This is a genomic window from Butyricicoccus sp. AF35-5AC (assembly GCF_003477715.1).
GTDB lineage: Bacteria > Bacillota > Clostridia > Oscillospirales > Butyricicoccaceae > Agathobaculum > Agathobaculum butyriciproducens.
In genome coordinates this window covers 1-17768 of sequence record NZ_QUDX01000020.1, presented here as the reverse complement: position 1 = coordinate 17768, position 17768 = coordinate 1, and the positions used below count along the sequence as shown (strand labels likewise).

Sequence of the window (17768 nt, the reverse complement as noted above, 5' to 3'; positions counted from 1 at the left end):
GTGATCTTGCGCTCAGCCAGCCACTCGCGTGCGCCGGACTTATCAAGCATCGGGTCAGCAGCAGCTACTACCTGAACGCCCGGTACGGAGTTGATCAGGTTGTTAATGTGCAGCTTGCCGATTCGGCCGCAGCCTACAACGCCAATTTTCAAAATGCCCATTGGAATTCTCTCCTTTTATATAAGGTGATTCTATTATAAACCACTTGTGGGTGTGCTTCAAGGGTGCAGCGTATTTTTCAGCGCACCGCCCAATTTTGGGGCTTCGGTTTGGTGAAAAATAGCAAAGCGGAGCGCAAAAAAAACGTGCAAAATATCCGTGCATTGTGCTAAAATAGAAAATGCACAGGAAAATGCAACACATTGCACGTTGGTGTCTAAAATGCGGTGAAACGCTTGTGCGCTTTACTGCACTATGATAAAATATGAACGTATTGTGGCAAAAATGTGTCTTTTAGGGATAAAAGAGGATACATGGATGCCTGAAAAGGAGAATATCTTATGAAGGTAACTGCACAGTGGATCGCAGAGCAGTGCGGCGTATCGCGTGGAACAGTGGACCGAGTTGTAAACGGCCGACCGAATGTAGCGCCGGAGGTGCGGGAGCGCGTGCAGAAAATAATCAGCGAATACGGCTACAAAACGCCGTCGCAGCGGCAGGCCACCCGTGCGGGACACGGCGCGTTCCGCATCGGCGTGATTCTGCCGAGCTGGGATGCGTTTTTCATCCGCCGGATGCGCGAGGGCATTCGCGTGGCTGTACACAACCGCGGATTAAATGATGTAAATGTGTTGGTGGAGGAGCTGAAAAACCGCTCGCACCGTGCGTATTTCGAGGCCATCGGACGCATGGAGGAGCGCGGCATTGATGGTCTCATTGTCACCGCGCCGGACACGGTAGCGATGAGTGAGGAGATCGACCGGCTGGTCGCAATCGGCATTCCGGTCGTTACCTGCGACTCGGATGTACGGCAGAGCCGCCGCCTGTATCATATCGGACAGAACATGGTCAAATCCGGCCGGATTGCCGCCGGACTGCTTGCACCGTACGTTGAGGGACAGGATGTGCTCGTCGTTACCGGCAACCGTGAATTCACGGCGCACGGACTGCGTGTGCGCGGCTTCCTTGACCGCCTGCACGAGATTTTTGATGATAACGTAAATGTCAACGTCATCGAGAGTGTCGAGCAGTACGAGCTGACCTACGACGGCGTACTGCAGCAGGTGCGGCAGAACCCGCGTCTGCGCGGTATTTATATGGCAAACGAGTCCGTGCGCGGCTGTATGGACGCGCTCGAGCGCGCAAAGCCCAATCGGCGCATTCACGTTGTCTGTCACGATCTGACGCCGCATGCGCGCCAGTATTTGGAGGACGGACGGCTGGATTTCATCGTCGATCAGGATTTTTCGGCGCAGACGACGCGGGCGATCGAAGTGCTGGCGCATACACTGCGTACCGGAGAGTCGCCGCGGCAGAGCATCGAATACATTCACACCAGCATTATCACACGGGAATTGTTGTGAGAAAGGAGCCTATATGAAAGCAAACTGGAAGCGCACACTGCTGTCTCTGGTGTTGTGCGCCGGATTTGTATGGCCTGCAGGTGCGGTAAGCACTGGGCAACCGGCAGCATCGCAGACCGGGATGAGCACCACGCAGAGCAAACCGGCGGCTTATACTGTCAAGAAAATGGGTTTGCTGGGCGTCAAGCGCACCGTAGAGAGCGACAATAACACGGTGAAAATGCTGAACAAAACGGCAGCTTCGCTGGACAGCAGTTCGTATATGTCGGGTTCGGCGTCCGGTGCGACCGGCGAGAGCGAGATGGAAATCTACGCTGCGCTGATTGAGAATATGAAAAAGGCCATGGATGGACTGGATACGACCAGTGATCTTTATAAGACCTATGCGGCACAGTTAAAGGTATTAGAGGATTACCAGACCAGCCTGAACCAGAACGCCGTCAGCGGCATGCAGCAGGCAATGGCCATGCTGTCTCAGTTGGATGACGCGGCGTACACGCTGCGCAAGCAGGCGAAAAATGTCTCCGGTCAGCTGGCACTTGGTGCACAGACCATGCTGATTACCATTAAAAATCTGGGCTACACCAAGGAAAACCTGCAGGTGACGCTCACACAGCTGGACCGCAATCTGGCAGTGCTGAAAACGCAGAGAAAACTCGGCATGATTGGTCAGCTGCAGCTTGACACGGTGCAGAATCAGCGCGACAAGCTGGCGCAGTCCATCGACACACTGGAGACCACCCGCGAAAACCTCGGTTCGAGCGTTGCGCTCATGTGTGGTCTGGACGCGAACACCATCGTGATGCCGGCCGACTTTGAAGCGCTGTACGCGGGCAATCTGGATAAGATGTCCTATAATAAGGATTTGGAGCTGGCACAGAAGAACAGCTTTCTCATCTGGCAGAAGCAGGACGCTGTGCGCAGCGCGTACAACGCGTATGACAAGAATATCAGCGGTACCGCCGAGGCGGTCAAGTCTGCTGAGGACGCACTGGCGGCGGCCAGGGAGTCGGTAGTGGCAGCCTTCGACAGCACCTACAAGACCGTCAAGGACTGCCGGACGACTCTGGCAGCCAAGCGAACCGCGCAGTCGCAGGCGGAGCTTGACCTGAAAACCGCGACCGTGAAGTACAGGAAGGGCATCATTTCCAAGCTGGCGTATCAGCAGGCGCAGGATGCCGTAACGACCGCAAAGCTGAATGTGGAAAGCGCGTATCTGTCGCTGTATACCGCATATAACCAGTACGAATGGGCCAAGGAAGGCGTACTTATCACCACCGCAGCCGCATAAGAGAGGAGTATATATTATAATGAAACGAACCATTGCAGCCGGTCTTTCCGCCGCTCTGCTGTGCGGCATGGTCGTACCGGCGTTTGCCGCCGATACCAAGACCGCGACGAACACCACCGGCACCACCCAGACCCAGCCGACGGCGCCGGTCAAGCTGACGTTTGACAAGCTGGAGGAGACCGTCCGCCGGAACAACGTCACCATCAAGGCGAACAACAACACCGTGCTCAGCGCGGAAAAGACCGATGTAGGCGATCGGTACATCGAAAGCTATTTCCAGCTTTCCGAGCAGATTTCGTCCTACCAGAAGCAGATCAAGGAACTGCAGAAAACGCTGAAGGAACTGGGAACCGACGAGGCGAACGCCGGTCTGCGCAAGACGCTTGAGAGCCAGATTTCCATTCTGCAGCGCAATCTGGCAGCCGCCGAAGCATCGTACAAGAACCTCGACGATGACGAGGACGACGCCGAGGAGGATCAGGAGAAAACGGTTGATAACACCCGCCGTCAGATGCAGAATGCAGCCGATGAGATCTGCCTGAGTGCGGAAAACACGTACATTTCTCTGCGCGGCATGAAGTATACGCTCAACCAGACAAACCGCAGTATTCAGCAGCTTGACCGCAACATTGCGACTGTGCAGAAGCAGGTAAAGCTGGGTATGACCGGTGTAAATACGCTCAAGAGCCTGCAGGCACAGCGAGAGAGCGCCGTTGCCAGCAAGGCCTCGCTGACCACGCAGGTAGAGGCGCTGACCAACACGCTCGCTATCCAGTGCGGCTATACCACCGGTACGCAGATCGAAACGAGCGATCTTCCGGTCGTAACCGCCGAGCAGGTCACCTCCATTGATTATAACAAGGATCTTGCCGAGGCGCTCAAGAACAGCTACGCGATCTACTCCAAGGAGTACGCAATGCAGACCGCGTCCGACGATTACGAGAACAATAAGACCAACACGCTGTATGCTTATCAGGCAGCCAAGATCGACCGCGACGCACAGAAGGAGAGCACGACCGCTTCTTTCCGCAAGCTGTATACCGACCTGCAGGAGAAGCAGACCGCGCTTGCTGCGGCGGACGCCGATCTCGCACAGGCAAAAAAGACGTTTACGGTAAGCCAGGTGCAGTACACGCGCGGCATGATCTCCAAGATGGCGTACACGGATGCGCTTGACACCTTCACCACCGCACAGGAGACCGAGGTTGCAGCGCGTATCGATCTGCTGACCGCTTACAACACCTATCAGTGGGCAAAACGCGGTGTAATTACGGCAACAACTTGATAAGCTGACCGTTTTTGCGAATATAGCAGATATGTATAATGAATTGGAGGACCCCGATGAGCAATAGCAAACGAATCCTTGCGGCGCTGCTGGCCGGTGCGATGGTACTGTGTGCAGGCTGCGGCAAGGAAGAGGAAACCGAGGAGGAAAGCTCAAACAGCACTGCGGTTGAGGTAACCGATGTTACCTCGGGCGCGATGAGCTCGGAGTATACGCTGAACGGCAAGATTGCCGCCGTCAATGAGGTGCAGGTGTTCCCACTGCTGGCGGGTCAGGTGCAGACGCTGAACGTCAGCGAAGGCGACACCGTATCCAAGGGTCAGACCCTGTTTACGGTGGATACCTCGACGGTTACTTCGACGATGAGCTCGCTGCAGCAATCCTACAGCGCTACCAAGACCGCGACCGACCGTGCGATCGAATCCGCGAAGATCGGTGTGGAGCAGGCGGAGCTTGCCGTCAGCAACACCGAGGCGCTGCTCGAAGCGGGTGCGGCTGCCGAGCAGGATCTGACCAAGGCAAAGCAGGCGCTGACGCAGGCGCAGGCCGGTGTCGCGCAGGCTGAGGCGCAGCAGTCCGCGTCTCTGGCGCAGATTCAGGCGTCCATGGATCAGATCAATAAGCAGGCAAGCCTTGGCACGGTAACTGCTCCGTGCTCGGGTACGGTTACGGCTGTAAACGTAGACCGCGGCGGCATGGCATCCTCGGCGCAGCCGAGCGTGGTTATTGCCGAGAACGGTGCGGTTGAGGTGCAGGTTTCTGTTGCTGAGGACGTATTCACCGGCATCAAGGTCGGCGATACCGCAAGCGTCACGGTTTCCGCTGTCTCCAAGGAGCCGATGAACGGTACGGTCAGCACGCTGCCGGCGGCTGCCAATGCACAGACCAATCTGTATGACGTTTCGGTTTCTCTGCCGTCCGGCACCAAGCCACCGATCGGCGCGTTTGCTACCGTCACCTTCTATACCGACCGCCGCGCAAGCACGATTTCCGTGCCGACCGAGTCCATCCTGACCGGCAACAACAACGAGCAGTATGTGTTCACCGTAAATGCGGACGGCACTGCCGCAACCCGCGTTACCGTTACCACCGGACTGGTTACCAAGGATTCGACCGAGATCATTTCCGGCCTCAAGGCAGGCGACCGGGTTGTTACCAAGGGTCAGTCCTATCTGTCGGACGGTGCAGCCGTGCATGTCGTCACCTCGGACGCCGCAGACGGCGGGGAGGGCTAAGCGCGCATGAAATTCGCACAAACCTTTATCAAACACCATGTAATGACCATCCTGCTGTACATACTGGTCGTTGTGTTTGGTTTTTACAGCTTCCAGAACCTGCCGCTGGCGCTCATGCCGTCCATGGAGGTTCCGGCAGCGGTTGTTTACGCTACTTATCCGGGTGCCGGTCCAGAGGATATCGAGCAGCAGGTAACCAAAAAGCTCGAGGGTGCGGTAGCGGGCCTGTCCGGTCTGGATACGCTTCAGTCCACCTCGTCCGAGAATATGGCTATGCTGGTTATCCAGTTTACGAATCATACGGATATGGATCAGGCAATGACTGACCTGCGCGACAAGGTTGCACAGGTAAAGAGCCAGCTGCCGGATGACGCATCCGACCCGACCGTTATGTCGATTGATATTGACTCCATGCCGGTTGTGCAGGTCGCGCTGCGCGGCAACGATCTGGCTTCTCTGCAGTCCATCGCCGAGGACGAGATTCAGCCGGCGCTCGAGCGCCTGGACGGCGTAGCGTCTGTTGATATTTCGGGCGGCTACGAGCAGGAGATCGCAGTCCACACAGACGCCTCCCGCCTGAAGGGCTATAACCTGACGATTTCGTCCATCGGTCAGCAGCTCGGCGCGGACAACATCGCCATTCCGGGCGGCGAGCTGGATAATGGTTCGCAGACGCTGGCTGTCCGCACGGACGGCGAGTATTCGTCCATTGATGATGTTAAGAACGCCCTGATCTCGCTTCCGGCAGGCGGCACGGTACGTCTGAGCCAGATCGCGGATGTTTCCATGCGGCCCAAGGATCAGGACGCCATCTCCAAGGTTGACGGTGAGGAATGTATCATCCTGTCGGTCAACAAGCAGTCCGGCTCCAATACGGCGCAGATTGCCGAGCTGGCCAAGACTGAGTTTGACTCCCTGCTTAAGAGCAACGATTCCCTGCAGTGGAATATCGTTATGGATCAGTCCGACTATATCAACATGACGGTTGATAACGCTATTCAGAACATCTGGATGGGCGTGCTGTTCGCCGCGATCGTGCTGTTCCTTTTCCTGCGCGACTTCGGCGCGACCATGGCTGTTACCATCGCAATGCCGTGCTGTATCCTGTTTACGTTCCTGATTATGAACGTGCTGGGCATTACGCTGAACATGATGTCGCTCGGCGGTATCACGCTCGGCGTAGGTATGATCGTGGATAACTCCATCGTTGTTCTGGAGAACATCTTCACCTATCGAGCGGACGGCTACGACCGTATGGATGCCTGCACCAAGGGCACCGGCGAGGTCATCGGTGCGGTTATCGCCTCCACGCTGACCACGGTTGCCGTATTCCTGCCGATTGCACTGTCCGGCGGCATGGCCGGCATGATGTTCAAGGAATTCTGTATCACCATCGTAGCGCTGCTGCTCAGCTCGCTGATCATTTCCATCACGCTTGTGCCGCTGCTGTGCTATTTCCTGCTCGGCGGCACCAAGCAGAAGAGTGTCAAGCCGCAGGGCTCGGGCGCAACGCCGATCACCGAAAAGCCGCTCTCGCGTGTATACCGCAGTTCGCTGAATTTCCTGATCACCCACCGCTGGGCAGGCATCGCGCTGACCGTTGTCATCTGTATTGTCAGCGTGCTCAGCGTCAGCCAGGCGGGCATGGAGCTCATCCCGGAGATGGATGAGGGTCAGGTGAGTGTTACGGTTTCCATGCCGAACGGTTCGACTATGGAGGACACTGCCGCCATCGAGGACCGCATTGCGGCCATCGCAGTTGATACCATCCCGGAGCTGGAGCAGATCTACTACTCGACCGGTTCTTCGACCTCGATCATGTCCTCGTCCTCGGGCGCAAACGTTACCATTTCGCTGGTAGATCTTGATCAGCGTGACCGCTCGTCAGCGGATATTGCCAAGCAGCTGCGCCGTGACCTGCAGGATATTGCAGGCTGTGAACTGACGGTTTCGACCAGTAGCACCATGTCGATGTCCACGGATTCGGACATCAGCGTTGAGCTGACCGGCGATGACTACGACCAGCTGGCTGAGACGGCAGACGATCTGGCAAACCGGATCAGCGCACTGCCGGATGCTATCAACGTGGAATCCTCGGCAGGCGAGCAGACCCCGCGTGTTGCCGTTAAGATCAACCGCGAGAACGCCTCGCGCTTCGGCCTGAACGCGGCCACCATCGGCGGCCTTGTCCGCGGTGAACTGACCGGCTCGACCGCGACCACGCTCCGCATGAACGGTGAGGAATACGACGTTACCGTTGCCGGCGACGAGGATGTAGCAACCAGTCTGGACGCACTGCGCTCCATGCAGATTCCGACCATGACCGGCGGCACCGTACCGCTGTCCATGGTGGCGGATGTCTATACCGAGCTCAGCCCGCAGTCCATCGTGCGCAAGAACCAGAAGGAGACCGTTACCATCACCGGTGAAAGCGAATCCGGCGACAGCAACGCGATTCAGGCGGCTGTTGACAAGGTTGTGGCGGATTATGAGCTGCCGGACGGTGTAGAGGTCGGTTCCGGCGATACTGCCGCATCGCAGATCGCGGAGACCACCGGTACGCTGATGCTGGCCCTTGCGGTGGCAATTGTGCTGGTATATTTCATTCTGGCAACGCAGTTCAACTCGTTCTCGCTGCCGATTGCAATCATGCTGATCCTGCCGATCGGTCTGCTTGGCTCGATGATCATGCTGTGGCCGACCGGAAATCATGTTTCCATGGTCGCACTGCTCGGTGTTATCATTCTGGCCGGTACAGTCGTCAACTCGTCCATCGTGCTGATCGACTATACCCTGCAGCGCCGTCAGCGCGGTGAGGATAAGAATACGGCTATCCTGAACGCATGTCCGCGCCGTGTCCGTCCGGTGCTGATGACCGCTATGACCACTATCCTCGGCCTTGTGCCGATGGTATGCTCGAGCGGCGAAGGCTCCGAGATGATGAAGCCGATGGGTGTTGTTATGATGACCGGTATGGTTATCTCCACCATCGCAACGCTGTTCATCACTCCGGTTTACTATTCGCTGACCGACAGCGTCGCTGCCCGCCTTTCCGGCCTGTTTAAGAAAATCAAGCTGCCGAAGTTTAACTTCCATAAGAAAAATCCGCAGCAGTAAGCAAAAAGGGAACCGATTTCGGTTCCCTTTTTGAATTGAGAATGGATAATGGAGGATGGATAATGAATGGCGGGCAAAATGGGTACCGCAGTTGTCCAATGTCTGTACAGTCTACCCCGTAGGGGAGCACAGTGTGCTCTCGCACCCATTTAACGATGGCTTGGGCGAACACGGTTCGCCCCTGCGGGTATACGTGTGCAAATGAATTTACAAACAACGTATTGATTCAACCGCCGCGATAATTTTCCATTCTTCATTCTCAATTTTCAATTCCGATATTCCCTTGCATATCGCACAAGTGAAGTCTATAATATTTGTATAAATTGCAGATAGGAGCGAACAATATGGCTTCGGATAAAACAAATGTAATGCGTGTGCTCGAGCAGCACAAGATCGCCTATAAGCCGCACGAATACCCGCACGGCAAGGACGCCGTAGACGGTGTTTCGGTTGCGGAGCTGCTCGGCCAGAACCCCGATCAGGTATTCAAGACGCTGGTTGCACGAGGCAAATCGGGCGGCTTTCATGTATTCGTTATTCCGGTTGCAAAGGAGCTTGACCTGAAAAAAGCAGCCAAGGCGGCAGGCGAAAAGTCGGTCGAGATGGTGCATGTCAAGGAACTGTTAGGCCTTACCGGCTATGTACGCGGCGGCTGCTCGCCGGTGGGCATGAAGAAGGCGTTCCCGACCGTGTTTGACGAGAGCGTGAACAATGTCCCGACCGTGATGGTCTCTGCGGGCAAGATCGGTTTCCAGATCGAATGTGCACCGGCGGATCTCATCAAGCTGGTACGCGCCACGACCGCGCATATTACGACGGATTAAGGCAATACTGCATGATTAAACAAGAGCGATTTGCGAGTGGATTTTGTGCACTGACGAGGCGCGGTTTCGCGGTAATACTTGATGTATTACCGTAGAATCAGCGGCAGCGCGACCGGAGCCTGCGCAAGGGACCGCTATAAAGTCAGGGCACAAAATTTCCGCAAAGCGCCGCAGTCTTAATTGTGCAGTGTTGCCTTACGTCTGCGGCTTCAGCAGTCCTGCCGCATCCGGAAACAGCGCGAACACGTTCTGCACGCCGCAGCCTGCCAGCTGCGCCAGCTTGGCCGCCAGCGTGGAGTCATCGTCGTACAGGACAAAGTGTGCCTGTCCGTCTGCATTCATGTAGGTGAAGTATTTCGCGCACAGCTCGCGCGAAAAGAACGGCTGTGCGCCGGTCTGTGCGAGCAGCGCGGCTCTTGCTGCAGCACTGAGCGAAACGCCGTTCGGCGTGGGTGACGGCAGGGTAAAATCCTGCGAAACCGGCTGCAGAAATGCGGCAATCCGCGCCGCACCGTAAATGCCCTGCAGGGAGGAAATGTACTCGGTCAGACTGCCGCCCGAAATCGCGGTGGAGACCGTGAGTATCGCGTGCGACAGCGTGCGTCCGCACTCGAGCGGCACATACAGCGGAATATCCGCATCGTACAGTGCTTCGTCGAATGCGGCCAGCAGGCGGCGGTTCAGCGGCGTGTCGTGCTCAAAATCCGCGAATACGCCGGGCGCTTCCGTGCGCCGCGCCTCGAAAACCAGATCGGCAGCAATGCGCTCGGCGCTGCAGAAGTTGATAGCCTGCGGCGGGTCGGTTACGCCGAGCAGGCAGTGCCGCTGCACCGCGGACACCTTGAGCCGCTGCAGCGCTCCGGACGGTGAAATACCAAGGCAAAGCTGCAAAACTGGCATGCCGAGCGAAGCGGCTTTCGTTGTGTCGCGTCCGGTACATACCAGAATAAGGTTTTTCGTGTAGACCATAATCGTCAACTCCTTGATGATAGAAATACGTTGGAACGGCCCGCGGTCCGTTCCTCCTGTCGGCAAAACTGTAGTTTTGCAACAGCTTCTTTTCTGGACTTTTTGAATAAATTCCATTACACTATATGTAGCATTACGCTAAATTAGAATACGGGTATTAACAGGAGTGTATGAATGAGCAAACTGATTCCCGATTATGTATTTGATTCGATTTACGATATTACGCCGGAGATGCTGACTGCCCACGGCGTACGCGGCGTGCTGGTCGATCTGGACGGCACAATGGCGTCCCACAAGGCTGCTTTGCCGCCCGATACGCTGCACCTCTTTGTCGATCGACTGAAGGATGCCGGCATTGCTGTGCTGGTGTTCTCCAACAACCATCCCGAGCGGGTAGGCAAGTTCTGCGAGCCGCTCGGTGTGGGCTATATCAGCCATGCCGGAAAGCCGTTTTCCCGCGGCTTCCGCAAGGCGGCAAACCGGCTTGGCCTGTCCATGCGCGAGATTGCCGTCATCGGCGACCAGATTTTCACCGACGTGTTCGGCGGCAACCGCGCGGGCGCGCTGACCTGCTATGTCGAAACGCTCGACCGTCGGTTTTTCTGGATCAATGTGCGCTATCAGCTTGAGCGCGGTTTTATCGCGCGCGGACGGCGCAGAATGGAGGCGAGAGCACATCATGGCTGAGCCGAAATTCGGTCCTGCGGGCAACTCGGAGTCGTTTGCCGCCGCAGGCTTCAAGAAAAGCGAGGATGCGCCTGCATGGCTCGCACAGATGGGACTGACCGCGTTTGAGTATCAGTGCGGACGCGGCGTGCGCTGCGGCGAGGAGACCGCACTCAAAATCGGTGCGGCAGCCGAGCAGCACGGCATTCAGATGAGCATTCATGCGCCGTATTTCATCAATCTCTCGTCCGAGGAGAGCGAGCGCATGGAGAAAAACGTCGGCTATGTGCTGGAGACCGCGCGGCTGGCCGTGCCGCTTGGCGCAACGCGCATGGTCGTGCACTGCGGCGGTCAGGGCAAGCTGACCCGTGACCGCGCTATGCGCAACTCGCACGAAAACGTAAAAAATATTCTGCGTGCGCTGGATGAGGCCCACCTGACCGGCTGCACGGTCTGTCTGGAAACTATGGGCAAAAAGAGCGTGCTCGGCACCGCCGAGGAGGTCTGCGAGCTGGTGGCTGCCGATGACCGCCTGCTGCCGTGCATCGACTTCGGTCATCTCAACTGCCGCACGGGCGGCCATATGAACACCCGAGAGGAAGTGAGAGCGCTGTTCGATCTGATGGAAAATACCATCGGTCACGAGCGCACGGCTAAACTGCACGCCCACTTCTCTCATATCGAGTATAACGATAAGGGCGAGGTGCGCCATTTGACGTTCGCGGATACGGTATACGGTCCGGATTTCACGCCGGTCGCGGAGGAAACCGCCGCACGCGGCTACGCACCGACGTTTATCTGCGAATCCGCCGGAACGCAGGCGGAGGACGCACTCGCCATGAAGCAGTGCTTTATGGCTCAGGCAGAAAAGTAAAAAGTAGGACATTTGCCCTACGGAGACGCTTTGTAGAACTATGCAAAGGGGTATAAACGTATGAAAAAGGTATTACTGATCCACGGTCCCAACCTGAACCTGACCGGTCAGCGCGAGCCGGGCATTTATGGTTCGAACACACTGGCATCCATCAACGCGGAGGTTGTACAGAAGTGCGAACGGCTGGGGATGGAATGCGCGGTGTTTCAGTCCAACTCCGAGGGTGCGCTGATCGACCGCATTCACGCGGCTCGTGAGGACTGCGATGCGATTATTATGAACGCCGGTGCGTACACGCACTACAGCTATGCCATCCGCGATGCGATTGCGGCTGTGCGCCTGCCCTGCGTGGAGGTACATATGTCCAATGTGCACGCGCGCGAGGAATTCCGCCACAAGTCGGTCATCGGACCGGTGTGTGCGGGCGTCATTGCAGGCTTCGGCAAGCACAGCTATCTGCTCGCCGTAGATGCGGTAAAATCCATCATCGGCTAATATTTAAGAGGCGATTACCATGAAAAGAAACGAACTGCGTGCCATGCTGCTCGAGCAGCCGTATGACGCGCTGGTACTGACCAGTGAGATCAGCCGCCGCTACGCGACCGGCTTTCACTCGACGGCAGGCGCGGTGTACCTGTCGGCCAAACAGGCGGTATTCTTCACGGATTTCCGTTATGTCGAAGCGGCACACGCGGCCATCAAGGATTTTGAGGTGCGCGAGATCAAGGCGGGGCAGAGTTATTCTGCGCTCATCAATGAGCTGCTCGACGAGGACGGCGCAAAAAAGGTCGCTCTCGAGGACAAAACGCTTACCTATGCGGAGTTCATGTCCTGGGGCACGGCGCTGCACGCGACAGCTGTCCGTCTCGAGGATGGTGTGGAGCAGCTGCGCATGTGCAAGGAAGAGGACGAGGTTGAGAAGATCGTCGCGGCACAGCGCATCGCGGAGCAGGCGCTCGAGGAGGTACTGAACGACATCAAGGTCGGCGTGACCGAGAAGGAGATCGCGGCACGGCTGACCTATCTCATGCTGCACTACGGCGCGGAGAACATGTCGTTTGATCCGATCGTCGTTTCGGGCGCGAACAGCTCCAGACCGCACGGCGTACCGGGTGAAAAGACCATCGAAGCGGGCGATTTTGTGACGATGGACTTCGGCTGCATTTACGACGGCTACTGCTCGGATATGACGCGTACGGTCGCGGTCGGTCATGTCACCGACGAGATGCAGACCGTGTACGACACGGTGCTGAACGCACAGCTTGCAGGCATTGCCGCCTGCAAGGCCGGTGTGACCGGGCGGGACGTCGATGCGGCAGGCCGTAAGATTATCGAGGCGGCAGGCTATGGTGATGCCTTCGGCCACGGCTTTGGCCATGGTGTAGGACTGGAGATCCACGAGGCTCCGGTTGCCTCTCCGCGCGGAGAAGCGCCGCTGCCGGCAGGCAGTATCGTCACCGCAGAGCCGGGTATTTATTTGCCGGGCAGGTTCGGCGTGCGTATTGAGGATATGCTGTACGTCATTGAGGACGGCTGCATTGATCTGACCGATGCACCCAAGCAGCTTATCGTTCTGTAAATTGTAAAAAAGGGAGAAAACGCTGTTTTCTCCCTTTTTATATTCCACGGATGTTGAAAACCGGTTGCCGTATTACTTGATGGCGGCTTGATGAAAAAGAATCAATTTAACAATTTATCCATAAGCTATACACAAAAAATCCACACAAGTTCGGCACAATGGTTACACCGATAGGAGGAGATGTTCTCATGCGTATTTTGTTAATCAATGCAGAGCAGGACGAGCGCCTGTTCGCCACTTTCAAGCATGAACATATTCTGTATGATCAGCAGCCGGAGAGCGATACGCTTGATATTTCGGAGAATATATATGATGTAATCGTGTACAATGCCACTAAGCTGGATGAGAAGACCATTGATGCGGTGCGCTCTCTGCGCGAAAGCGGCGATATGACGCCGTTGCTCGTCATGGCAGGTCACACGACCGCGCGGGCGCGTATCCGTATTCTGAATGCGGGTGCGGACAATGTGCTCATGCGTCCGTGCCAGAGCGACGAGATTCTGGCGCATGTCAATGCACTGGCACGTCGGCCGAGAATGATGCAGAGTGAAATCCTGACCGCCGGCGATCTGACGCTCGACCGCGGTCGTTGTGTGCTGTCGAGCAATGACGGCGAAGTCCGTCTGTCCGGCAAGGAGCTGCAGCTTGTAGAGATGTTCCTGCGGGAACCGGGACAGGTGCTGCCGCGTGAAATGCTGCACCAGAAGGTATGGGGAGCAGGCAGGGACGCGACCTACAATAACATCGAGGTTTATCTGACACTTGTGCGCCGCAAGCTGCGTGCGGTCGGCTCGAAGGCCGAGCTGATCTCCGAGCGAGGCATCGGCTATTATCTGCAGGAAGCAGAATAAGGGAAAGGACGTACTTTCATGGTACGTCCTTTTATTTTTCCTTCCTTTTTGAACTTCTGCCGTTCCCTTGCTTCCTGATCTGGTGCAGACCAGAGACCTGCGACAGCTCCGAAAAGGTGAACGGCTGAGGTCAAACCGTCTTCGGATGGAGGATGGGATGTTTCTGCTGAGATATTTGGTACAGGCATTGAAATGTGGATCCGTAGTCAAGGTACATTTGAAGAATATAGAAAAATTCGACAGGGTTACGAGATCGACAACCGCAAAATCTTCGGTGAATACGCCGAAGATGTGATTGGTGTCAAAGAATGTGCAGGTGTCAAGCACAACACGATATACGAGAAGTTACATAAAGAAAAAGAGATGATGGAAGCAAAAATGCTTCTGCCATCTCTTTTTTAGGTTTGTAAAGAAGAAACGATTCATTTGGATAAATTACAGTGTTCAAAAATCATCTGCCATACCGGTCATGGTATTGCGGCGTTGCCTTAAATGTATCAGAAAATAAGAAAAACCGGTCATTTCAAATGAAATAACCGGTTGATCTGGTACGCCAGAAGGGATTCGAACCCCCGACCTTTTGGTTCGTAGGAATTTACGGAGCGCAACTCAGCGGTTCACCGGGCATTTTTAGACCGCAATACACGGCTGCAAGCAGTGGAATTACCGTATCACCGATACACTTGTTTTAAGGGGGCTGGGAAACGTGGACCCCATGTCGGAACCCCTTAAAAAGCAGCGGTGTATGTCTGCTTACGACTGGACGGCTTATCCGGAATACCGAGTTTTAGCTTGCCTTGCTCAACCAGCGGCTGAATATAGCGCTTGTTAGCGTGGTACACGGTTCCAATGCCGAGAAAATCTGCAATTTCCTTACGGGTGCGCGGTGTGCGGCAGAATTGCAGAAGTGAGGCTGTTTTGTCTGCTGTATGGCTTGTGATAACCGGATTCTCTGGTTCAGCAGGATGATTGTACAGTACAACAACAAACTCATTCTGCCGGTTGATAAATACCGGAGCAGGGAGTCCTGCTTCCTGCATAGTGCGGCGCATAGTTGGGATACCGGAGTAACGGTGCTCTGCGTCAGTCAAACTTTCGGTCATAACGGCAAGGACCGGATTGCGGGCATCGGGATGCGCAAAACCGAGATCTTCGACCGACATGCGACCGTACAGAGAACCGGGGCTGTGGATCTCTAGCCGGTCGCTGAAAAAGTCAATCTGAATAGGAGTGCCCTCGGTGTAAATGCTGTAATCGCGGTGAATGAGCGCATTCAGCACAGCCTCGCGTATCGCGCTGATCGGATATTCGGTCTTGTCACATCGCTTGCCGGTTTCCGAATCGATGATCGTAGCGGTTTTCATGTTGCGCATACAGAATGCCATCGCCTCGGAAAACATATTGGAAATGGTGCCTTCCATGCGCTTATTATCGAGAAAACGCGCTCCGCTGTCGGCAGTATCACCAATTTCCGTGCCGGGAACGACAATGCCGGTAATACCAAGCTCCGGCAGAAAACCTTGCGGATAAACGCAGAAATTCAGCAGACCGGCGATCGTCGGTATGCTGTTTCGCGTGATCGACAGCATTTCCATAGCCTGCGTATCGTTCATCTGCGCAAACTGCGGACGCGATATACGGCGTTCGGTCAGAAAGGCGTTCAGCAGGTCTTTATCGAGGAAATCCACCGTCGCACGCTCGATAACGCGCTCATCGTCATGCATATGGTTACGGTATGCTTCAAAACAATAGATTTCGTAATCGGTCATATGGCGGTCAGCATCGCCCACACGCACATAAGAGCCGTTTTGAATGCCAGCACCGATGTAGTAACACGGACGCTCGGCGTAGGCAATTGACGGAATCTCTGCCGAACAAATCCACACGCCTTCGTATTCAGCGGTGGTAAACAGAGCACGAACTGGCGGCTGCATTTGATTGCACTGCTCGGTTACTTTTTTCTGCAAATCCTGCAGATCATACACGCCGACTGCTGCGAAATGTTCGTTTTCATCCAGTCCAAACAGGAGAATACCGCCGCTGTTCTGGTTGGAAAAGCTGGAAAGCGTATCACGCAGTTTGCTTGGGCAGCCGCGATGCGCAGTTTTTACTTCAATGGTTTGTGCTTCGGCCTGCTGTGCCTGTACACGTTTTGCAAGTTCGATCAAATCTTCAATCTGCATTTTGAAAATCCACCACCTTTATTTATATTATACGCCAGATTATCAAAATGTAAATCTGGATTTTGAAAATCTGTTCGATGATTTTTGATAATATCTCACAACAACGCAGGCCTTGTCAATCGGATACTTCCGAGCGGCAGGGCCTGTCGTTTTGCGCATGAACCGCACTTATCTATTCTAACCTTTTTACACTTTCTATCATTTACCATGCCATATTCAGGCCTAAACTATCCTGTTAAGGCATTTGAGAAGAAAATCCATCATATCTAAAAATGCAATTTATTCCTGATAAATGTTCACTATTCGGCATTATCTTTTTACATTCCTATAACATATTGATAATCTTAGTACGTTGGAGGTTATCTCTATGGATATGAAAAGACACTTGAAATCTGCACTCAAACAGCTTGGTTTTGACAAGCCTCGTAAGGCACAGATTATTCCGATGAATACGCTGGATGCTGAACAGAATGCAATTGTAATTGCTGCCACGGGTTCCGGCAAGCAGATCATCTATGAAACGGTTGGACTGGCTCATTCCGACAAGCTGACTATCGTTATCGAGCCTTTGCTTGCGCTGATTTATAACCAAGTACAGACGTTGCAGGATCATAATATGTCTGTCGATTATATCGATATGACCCGCTCGAAGGAGGATATCGATAAGATACTGAACAAGGCTCGCAAGGGCAAGCTGAATTTTCTCTATGTCACACCAGAGCGACTGCAAAATCATTCATTTATTGAAACTATGCAGCATTCGGATATTTTTATGATCGTGGCGGACGAGTGTCACTGCATTACGGAATGGGGTTATACGTTTCGTGACGCTTATCTGCACATTGGCGATTTTATCGGCAAGCTGAAACGTAAGCCGGTTATTTGTGCCTGCTCTGCGACAATATCTGCTGACTCTTTGAATACCATTCGTGATAGTCTGCATATGGACAAGCCTGCGGTTCTCCGCAGTGATTTGCGACGTGATAATCTTATTCTGCTCAAGAAGGACGTTACCTGCAACAAGAAAACGTTGGAGGAACGGCTGGAATTCCGTATTAAGAAGCTCTGCAAGACGATTGACAAATACCATAAAGATGGTTCGGTTCTTATCTTTGCTCAGACTACGACTTATGTCGATGCGCTGTATAATATTTTAGAAGAAAAGTATCCCGATGACGTTACACGCTATCATTCACGAATCAAGCCGGAACGCCGCAAGAAACAGCTGCTGTTCGACTTCCTGCAAGGCAAAAGAAAGATTATGATTGCAACTTCGGCGTTCTCGATGGGTATTGATGTTCCTGATATTGAACTTGTCGTACACTTCAACGCACCGATCAGCATGACGGATTACATCCAGCAGATTGGCCG

Annotated in this window: 16 protein-coding genes; 13 read left to right on the top strand and 3 right to left on the bottom strand. The window is 54.6% G+C overall.

What is annotated here, in order from left to right:
- A partial coding sequence (locus DWZ82_RS14220; RefSeq protein WP_158575299.1) for a Gfo/Idh/MocA family oxidoreductase occupies nt 1-161 on the bottom strand: 161 nt, incomplete at its 3' end.
- A 339-nt stretch (nt 162-500) separates the two neighbouring features.
- Between DWZ82_RS14220 and DWZ82_RS14215 the strand changes: the two genes are divergently transcribed.
- The 6 genes from DWZ82_RS14215 (at nt 501) to ybaK (ending at nt 9275) form a co-directional block, all read left to right on the top strand.
- Nucleotides 501-1523 (top strand): LacI family DNA-binding transcriptional regulator, encoded by a 1023-nt coding sequence (locus DWZ82_RS14215; RefSeq protein WP_118481343.1) that lies wholly within the window; start codon nt 501-503, stop codon nt 1521-1523.
- Nucleotides 1524-1536: 13 nt separating this feature from the next.
- Nucleotides 1537-2814: a TolC family protein gene (locus DWZ82_RS14210; protein ID WP_158575297.1), complete on the top strand. Its 1278-nt coding sequence runs from the start codon at nt 1537-1539 to the stop codon at nt 2812-2814.
- A gap of 19 nt (nt 2815-2833) precedes the next feature.
- Nucleotides 2834-4099, top strand: coding sequence for a TolC family protein (locus DWZ82_RS14205; protein ID WP_158575295.1), 1266 nt, complete (start codon nt 2834-2836; stop codon nt 4097-4099).
- Nucleotides 4100-4155: 56 nt separating this feature from the next.
- A complete protein-coding gene (locus DWZ82_RS14200; protein WP_158575293.1) occupies nt 4156-5334 on the top strand; it encodes an efflux RND transporter periplasmic adaptor subunit in 1179 nt (392 codons plus the stop codon).
- Nucleotides 5335-5340: 6 nt separating this feature from the next.
- Complete coding sequence (locus DWZ82_RS14195) at nt 5341-8451, top strand: efflux RND transporter permease subunit (protein ID WP_118481339.1); 3111 nt, start codon at nt 5341-5343, stop codon at nt 8449-8451.
- 344 nt (nt 8452-8795) lie between these two features.
- Nucleotides 8796-9275: a Cys-tRNA(Pro) deacylase gene (gene ybaK, locus DWZ82_RS14190; RefSeq protein ID WP_118361371.1), complete on the top strand. Its 480-nt coding sequence runs from the start codon at nt 8796-8798 to the stop codon at nt 9273-9275.
- A gap of 195 nt (nt 9276-9470) precedes the next feature.
- Here ybaK and DWZ82_RS14185 read toward each other — a convergent pair whose 3' ends face one another.
- Nucleotides 9471-10244: a hypothetical protein gene (locus DWZ82_RS14185; RefSeq protein WP_118481338.1), complete on the bottom strand. Its 774-nt coding sequence runs from the start codon at nt 10242-10244 to the stop codon at nt 9471-9473.
- A 174-nt stretch (nt 10245-10418) separates the two neighbouring features.
- Between DWZ82_RS14185 and DWZ82_RS14180 the strand changes: the two genes are divergently transcribed.
- The 6 genes from DWZ82_RS14180 (at nt 10419) to DWZ82_RS14155 (ending at nt 14616) form a co-directional block, all read left to right on the top strand.
- Nucleotides 10419-10931 (top strand): YqeG family HAD IIIA-type phosphatase, encoded by a 513-nt coding sequence (locus tag DWZ82_RS14180; RefSeq protein WP_118481337.1) that lies wholly within the window; start codon nt 10419-10421, stop codon nt 10929-10931.
- Nucleotides 10924-11784 carry a TIM barrel protein gene (locus DWZ82_RS14175; RefSeq protein ID WP_118286170.1) on the top strand — a complete coding sequence of 287 codons (861 nt, stop codon included), beginning with the start codon at nt 10924-10926 and terminating at the stop codon, nt 11782-11784. Before DWZ82_RS14180 ends, DWZ82_RS14175 begins: the two co-directional genes overlap by 8 nt.
- 60 nt (nt 11785-11844) lie before the next feature.
- Nucleotides 11845-12279, top strand: coding sequence for a type II 3-dehydroquinate dehydratase (aroQ, locus tag DWZ82_RS14170; protein ID WP_110435870.1), 435 nt, complete (start codon nt 11845-11847; stop codon nt 12277-12279).
- Nucleotides 12280-12298: 19 nt separating this feature from the next.
- Nucleotides 12299-13363: an aminopeptidase P family protein gene (locus DWZ82_RS14165; protein ID WP_118481336.1), complete on the top strand. Its 1065-nt coding sequence runs from the start codon at nt 12299-12301 to the stop codon at nt 13361-13363.
- Between the two features lie 188 nt (nt 13364-13551).
- On the top strand, nt 13552-14214 hold the full coding sequence (locus tag DWZ82_RS14160; protein ID WP_158575291.1) for a response regulator transcription factor: 663 nt from the start codon (nt 13552-13554) through the stop codon (nt 14212-14214).
- A 192-nt stretch (nt 14215-14406) separates the two neighbouring features.
- On the top strand, nt 14407-14616 hold the full coding sequence (locus DWZ82_RS14155) for a hypothetical protein (protein ID WP_118481334.1): 210 nt from the start codon (nt 14407-14409) through the stop codon (nt 14614-14616).
- Nucleotides 14617-14942: 326 nt separating this feature from the next.
- Here the strand turns inward: DWZ82_RS14155 and DWZ82_RS14150 are convergent, their stop codons facing one another.
- The gene (locus DWZ82_RS14150; RefSeq protein WP_118481333.1) at nt 14943-16397 is read right to left on the bottom strand and encodes an ATP-binding protein; all 1455 of its coding nucleotides are present in this window, start codon (nt 16395-16397) and stop codon (nt 14943-14945) included.
- A 367-nt stretch (nt 16398-16764) separates the two neighbouring features.
- On the opposite strand from DWZ82_RS14150, the gene DWZ82_RS14145 reads away from it, so the two are divergent.
- Nucleotides 16765-17768: helicase-related protein (locus tag DWZ82_RS14145; RefSeq protein ID WP_147356953.1), on the top strand; the 1004-nt coding region annotated here is incomplete at its 3' end.